A 6,200-nucleotide genomic window follows, 5' to 3' on the forward strand; every position below is an offset into this window, starting at 1 on the left:
AATTAGTCATCTATACAATGGTAGGAGATTAGGCTAGTAAACACCATAGGTACTTATCTCTACTGCACTGCACAAAATGGCGCCTGAGCTTTACATTTGCCATAAAAAAACCGAGTTAAATGCAATTTGCCTTTAACTCGGTTGTATGTGAATATGCTCAGCTACCTAGGTAGCCGCAGTGATTACATATGGTCGATCATCACCTGACCGAACTGAGAGCAACTCACCTGAGTAGAACCCTCTAAGGCACGAGCAAAGTCATAGGTCACGTGCTTAGACTTGATAGCATCACCCATGGCTTTGATAACGAGGTCAGCAGCTTCGGTCCAACCCATGTGACGTAGCATCATCTCAGCAGAAAGGATGACAGAACCTGGGTTAACCATATCCTTACCGGCGTACTTAGGAGCAGTACCGTGAGTCGCCTCAAACATAGCAACCGTATCAGATAAGTTAGCGCCTGGTGCGATACCGATACCACCAACCTGTGCTGCTAAGGCGTCAGAGATGTAGTCACCGTTAAGGTTTAGTGTAGCGATAACGGAGTACTCCTCAGGGCGTAATAAGATCTGCTGTAAGAAGGCGTCAGCGATATTATCCTTGATGACGATTTCCTTGCCAGTTTTAGGGTTTTTGAAGGAGCACCATGGGCCACCGTCGATCAACTCAGCACCGAACTCCTCACGAGCTAATTCATAACCCCAGTCACGGAAGCTACCCTCAGTAAACTTCATGATGTTACCCTTGTGAACGAGGGTCACGCTGTCGCGGTCGTTATTAATTGCGTACTGAATGGCTTGGCGTACTAAGCGCTTGGTACCTTCTTCAGAAACAGGCTTAATACCAATACCGGAAGTCTCAGGGAAGCGGATTTGCTTCACGCCTAACTCCTCTTGGAGGAACTTGATTAGTTTTTTAGCGTTATCAGATTGGGCTTCAAACTCAATACCGGCGTAAATATCCTCTGAGTTTTCACGGAAAATAACCATATTGGTTTTTTCAGGCTCTTTAACCGGTGAAGGCACGCCCTCAAAGTATTGGATAGGACGTAAGCAGAGGTAAAGGTCTAGCTTTTGGCGTAAGGCCACGTTAAGTGAGCGGATACCGCCACCAACGGGTGTGGTTAGAGGACCTTTGATAGAAACCACATACTCTTTTACCGCATCCAGTGTCTCCTCAGGTAACCAAACGTCAGGACCATAGACCTGGGTTGATTTCTCACCCGCATAAACTTCCATCCAGTGAATTTTACGCTCGCCACCGTAGGACTTTTCAACCGCTGCATCGATCACTTTGATCATCACTGGGCTAACATCAACACCGATACCATCACCCTCGATATAAGGGATAATCGGGTTATTAGGAACGTTTAAGCTATTGTCCGCATTGACTGTAATTTTTTCGCCGTTTGCCGGCACTTTGATGTGTTGGTAAGACATGCTTTTCTCCAGAACTGGTTGCAATGAATAGACTAGTAAAATAAAGGTTAATATAAAAGACAATTAACACTCAACTCTCAGTAACAGCAGAGATTTTAAAAACTTTGCTTACACTGTATAAGACTTGAGATGACTAATATATACTGCTTACTACCTAGTCTTATATAAGACTCGATTAGTGTACCTTATTATCATTGAAATTACTCTTATTTTTCACGAACTGTAATAAATAGTTATATGGCAATTTTTAATCCCACGCGTGAGCAGGTCAGAGATTTTTTTATTCAGACTTGGCAAAAGTATCAACATAAAGCAGCGCTAAGTGCGATGGAGAAAATAGCATTGGGCTGGATTATGAAGCATCCTGAGTACCATGCGATGTTGGATAATCCTGAGGCCCGCAATAAGGACTTTAGCGTGGCCGAGGGGCAGACCAATCCCTTTTTACATCTGTCAATGCACATTGCGCTTGAAGAGCAGATATCCATTGATAACCCGCATGGCATTCGTGAGGTTTTCGAGCAGCTGAGCGCTAAGTTGGACGAGCATGCAGCGCATCATGAGATGATGGAGTGTTTGGGTCAGGTGATTTGGCAGGCACAGCGTAATCGTGGCCCGCTTGATCAGCAATTATATATTGAGCTGTTAAAGCAGCGAGTTAATACACATTAGGGATTAGAACATGGGCATGAAGTTAAATCAATCTTTTGAAAGCACTGAGCGCTATATTGCGACCGATGATTTGCGTTTGGCGGTTAATGCCGCATTGAGTCTTGAGCGTCCACTATTGATTAAGGGGGAGCCTGGCACCGGTAAAACTATGTTAGCCGAGGAGGTAGCAGCGTTTTTGCAACGACCATTGTTGCAATGGCATATTAAATCGACCACCAAAGCACAGCAGGGACTATATGAGTATGATGCGGTATCGCGCCTACGTGACTCTCAGCTAGGGGATGAGCGTGTCAAGGATATCGCCAACTATATCCGTCCCGGGGTGTTGTGGCAGGCCTTTGAATCTGAGACGCCGGCGGTGGTGCTCATTGATGAAATTGATAAGGCGGATATTGAGTTTCCCAATGATTTATTACGCGAGCTAGATCAGATGGAATTCCATGTCTACGAGACAGCACGTACGATTCGGGCGAAGCACCGGCCGTTGGTGATTATCACCTCGAATAATGAAAAGGATTTACCAGATGCCTTTTTACGCCGCTGTTTTTTCCACTATATTGAGTTCCCAGATAGCGAAACCTTGCGCCAGATTGTGGCTGTGCATTATCCCAATGTCGATCAGGATATCCTTAATAGCGCCATGCAGCGTTTCTTTGAATTGCGTGAGATGCCCGGTTTAAAGAAAAAGCCCTCAACCTCCGAGTTTTTGGATTGGTTGGCCTTGTTGAGTGCCTCAAATATCAATCCACAAAGCGTGGAAAATGGCAATCTGCCCTTGGCGGGCGCATTGATTAAAAACGAGCAGGATTTGTCCTTAATCGAGCGCTTAGTGGCCATGGCAACAGGGCAGGGACGACGCTAGGACAGGCAAGGCGATGTTAATCAATTTCTTTTATCTGCTGCGGCAATACGGTATTCCTGTGTCAATCAATGAGCTCTTGACCTTGATTGATTTGTTACGGCGCCCGCTGATGGCGCCCACCTTGGATGATTTTTATCGTACCGCTCGCATGACCATGGTCAAGGATGAAAGTCATTTTGACCGCTATGATCAGGCCTTTGCTGCCTTTGTTAGCAAAGCAGAACCTGTGATGGAGCAGTTTAAAGAAATCCCTGAGCATTGGTTGTTGGCAGAGTTTAAAAAGCACTTAAGCGAGGAGCAAAAAGCTGCCATTGAAAAGCATGGCTGGGAAAAGCTGATGGAGCTCTTTAAGGAGCGATTGGCAGAGCAAAAGGAGCGTCATGCGGGTGGTAGCAAATGGATTGGTACCGGTGGCACCTCGCCCTTTGGTCATAGCGGCTACCATCCTGAGGGGATTCGCATCGGTGGTCCCTCTGCTGGTCATCGCACGGCAGTCAAGGTCTGGGAAGAGCGCCATTTCCGTGAGTACGATAGTCAGCAGGAGCTCGGCACCCGAAATTTTAAAATGGCCTTGCGCCGTTTGCGACGCTTTGGGCGCGAGGGGGCGGTCGAGGAGTTGGATCTGGAGGGCACCATTCGTGGTACTGCTAAAAACGCTGGTCATTTAGATTTGCAAATGGTGCCAGCACGTCATAATACGGTTAAAGTCTTAATGCTACTCGATTCGGGTGGCAGTATGGATGATCATATCGCCATTGTGGAGGAGCTCTTTTCTGCGGCACGCAGTGAGTTTAAGCATTTTGAGGCGTATTATTTTCATAATTGCCTATATGAACGGGTGTGGCGCTATGAAGCAGGACGCCGCGTGTACAAAAGTACGTGGGATTTACTGCGCAGCATGAATGAGGATTGGCGCCTGATCTTTGTAGGTGATGCGGCGATGAGTCCCTATGAAATTATCCATCCGGGCGGTTCGGTGGAGCACTACAATAAGGAAGCTGGTGGGGTTTGGCTAAAGCGCGCAGTCGAGCACTGGCCCAAGTCCATCTGGTTTAATCCTAATCCGCAGTCACATTGGCAGTACTATCACTCAACCCGACTGATCTATGAGCTACTCGGTGGTAGGATGTATGGCTTAAGCATCTCGGCGATTGATGAAGCCATGCGCTTATTAGCTAAATAGCGTTGAGCTAATGCGGTGATGAGCGCTATTTGCGCATGTTTAGCCTTAAAAAGTCATATTTTTGCAACAAAAAAGGTCTAACGCATCAAACCACTGGACAAGCCTGCGTTCACTTGCTATAGTTATGCTCTTAACCTAATACATTACACAAGCACTCGTGGTGAAATAGGTAGACACAAGAGACTTAAAATCTCTCGGACATTGCGTCCGTGCCGGTTCGATTCCGGCCGAGTGCACCAAGACTGGAAGCTTGGCAGAGTGGTTGAATGCACCGGTCTTGAAAACCGGCGAGGGTTAATAGCCCTCCGTGAGTTCGAATCTCACAGCTTCCGCCAGTATTATATAATAAGCCCTTGATGTTCAAGGGCTTTTTTGTTATTGGTTTAAGTATTAAATAATTATTAATGGGCTTCGTAGATCGGCTACTTTCTTAACTAAAAAGAATGTATCGAATGGGAATATAGTATGAAAGGAGCTAGATAATTCCCATAATGCGCCTATAGTGATTACTTTATGAACCTACCCCATTCTATTTAATAATCTTTAATAACTGATCAAATGAATAGATACTAGGCGCTGAGCCGCTACCCTTTCTGGTTATACGAAGAATTTTAGCATCGATAAGTTTATTTAGGTTTGTATGAATAGTCGTTCTGCCAACGCTACTACCATGCTGTTCAGTAATATAACTTTGGACATGGCCGGAATTAAAAATGGGTCTAATGAATATAAAATCGGTTAAGGCTGAACTGTAAGGGGAGTTGGTGGCCGCTACAATTTCTTTTTTCATTTCATTATGAAGCTCGAGTATTGCTTCTACCTTGATGATATTTGATTTGGCTTGGGAGTTGACTGCTTGTAGAAAAAATTTAATCCAACCATTCCAATCTCGATGAGAAGATATATTGTTTAATCTCTCATAATATTCGCCTCTTTTAGATTCCAAAACTTCTGATAAATAAAATTTTGGCGTGTTGAATCTATTTTTTTTATATAAAGTTAGGGGAATAAGAAGACGTCCTATTCTGCCGTTACCATCTTTAAATGGGTGAATAAGCTCAAATTGAGCGTGTAGAATGGCAGCCTGAACTATCGGATCGACTTCGTCATAGGATATGTATTGTTCCCAGTTTTCAAGAGCTGTAGATAAAACGATTGGGCTAGGAGGAACAAAAATAGCATTTTCTATGGTTGAGCCTTCGGTGCCAATCCAATTTTGTTCTTTTCTGAATTCACCAGGCGATTTGTCTTGTCCTCGGACACTAGTCAGCAATTGTTGGTGCAATTCTAATATCAAGCTTAATGACAGTCTGCGGCCTTCCTCAAGATACTCTTGGGCAGTTATCATCGCCATTCTATAATTAATAATTTCTTGAATGTCATTTTCTTGTCTTGTGGTGGCAGGCAGTTTCCCCGCCTCTTTATCAAGAACATCTTTGTATGAAGCCTGAGTGCCTTCAATTCTTGATGAAAGATCAGCTTCTTGGTCTATTAAGGTAGAAAGTAATACCCTTGGGTTGGGGATAGCCCTTAAAATTCCATCATAGGTGGAGAGAGCAGAGTTAGCGTCACTGATATCTCGAATTAAGCTTGTTAACTCGAGTTTTTCTAGGGGTAGAGGCAAGTTATCAGGAATATATGTGTGTTTAGACATGAGTTGATAGCGTTTATAAAAGATGTTTTTATTGAAGACTCAGTGTACATTAAGTGGGTTTGTGTTCGGAAGTTTGGAGTAAACCGTTCACAAAATAACTGGTGTTCGGCATACAGGACACAAAACAATTTGCGTCCTGTATTTACTGATAAACCGTTCACAAAGCAATTGCTGTTCAGTGCGCCGGACATAAAACCCTATCCGCCACCCTAAAGGCATTAAAAGTAAAAATTAAATGATCGGACAACTAGTGTGACAGAGGGGGGAAGATATTGATGAAGTACCACCCCACAAAAGGCTACCGTCACGGGCGAACGTCCCAGATGTCAAAAGCATTGACGATTTAATTTAATTACTACCTGCTCAAAACTTCACCAATCCAAATTTACT

At 44.3% G+C, this 6,200-nt stretch carries 5 protein-coding genes and 2 tRNA genes; 5 read left to right on the forward strand and 2 right to left on the reverse strand.

Annotated features, from left to right (window positions below):
* Positions 1–182: 182 nt before the first annotated feature.
* Positions 183–1,439, reverse strand: coding sequence for an NADP-dependent isocitrate dehydrogenase (icd, locus tag HMPREF3144_RS10215; RefSeq protein WP_070477760.1), 1,257 nt, complete (start codon positions 1,437–1,439; stop codon positions 183–185).
* A gap of 237 nt (positions 1,440–1,676) precedes the next feature.
* Between icd and HMPREF3144_RS10220 the strand changes: the two genes are divergently transcribed.
* The 5 genes from HMPREF3144_RS10220 to HMPREF3144_RS10240 all read left to right on the forward strand — a co-directional run bounded on the left by HMPREF3144_RS10220 (position 1,677) and on the right by HMPREF3144_RS10240 (position 4,491).
* Positions 1,677–2,111, forward strand: coding sequence for a DUF1841 family protein (locus HMPREF3144_RS10220; protein WP_018026454.1), 435 nt, complete (start codon positions 1,677–1,679; stop codon positions 2,109–2,111).
* Positions 2,112–2,127: 16 nt separating this feature from the next.
* Positions 2,128–2,973, forward strand: coding sequence for an AAA family ATPase (locus HMPREF3144_RS10225; RefSeq protein ID WP_018026453.1), 846 nt, complete (start codon positions 2,128–2,130; stop codon positions 2,971–2,973).
* 13 nt (positions 2,974–2,986) lie between these two features.
* Positions 2,987–4,156: a vWA domain-containing protein gene (locus tag HMPREF3144_RS10230; RefSeq protein WP_070477762.1), complete on the forward strand. Its 1,170-nt coding sequence runs from the start codon at positions 2,987–2,989 to the stop codon at positions 4,154–4,156.
* Between the two features lie 151 nt (positions 4,157–4,307).
* Positions 4,308–4,395: transfer RNA gene (locus HMPREF3144_RS10235), tRNA-Leu, on the forward strand.
* Between the two features lie 5 nt (positions 4,396–4,400).
* Positions 4,401–4,491: transfer RNA gene (locus HMPREF3144_RS10240), tRNA-Ser, on the forward strand.
* A 194-nt stretch (positions 4,492–4,685) separates the two neighbouring features.
* Here HMPREF3144_RS10240 and HMPREF3144_RS10245 read toward each other — a convergent pair.
* Positions 4,686–5,810, reverse strand: coding sequence for a Fic family protein (locus HMPREF3144_RS10245; RefSeq protein WP_070477764.1), 1,125 nt, complete (start codon positions 5,808–5,810; stop codon positions 4,686–4,688).
* Positions 5,811–6,200: the final 390 nt, after the last annotated feature.

Origin of the sequence: Oligella sp. HMSC05A10, from assembly GCF_001808335.1 — a bacterium.
GTDB lineage: Bacteria > Pseudomonadota > Gammaproteobacteria > Burkholderiales > Burkholderiaceae_B > Oligella > Oligella urethralis.

Coding starts and splice junctions, on each gene's coding strand:
- HMPREF3144_RS10230 (WP_070477762.1), top strand. CDS start 2,987: ATGTTAATCAATTTCTTTTATCTGCTGCGGCAATACGGTATTCCTGTG.
- HMPREF3144_RS10220 (WP_018026454.1), top strand. CDS start 1,677: ATGGCAATTTTTAATCCCACGCGTGAGCAGGTCAGAGATTTTTTTATT.
- icd (WP_070477760.1), bottom strand. CDS start 1,439: ATGTCTTACCAACACATCAAAGTGCCGGCAAACGGCGAAAAAATTACA.
- HMPREF3144_RS10225 (WP_018026453.1), top strand. CDS start 2,128: ATGAAGTTAAATCAATCTTTTGAAAGCACTGAGCGCTATATTGCGACC.
- HMPREF3144_RS10245 (WP_070477764.1), bottom strand. CDS start 5,810: ATGTCTAAACACACATATATTCCTGATAACTTGCCTCTACCCCTAGAA.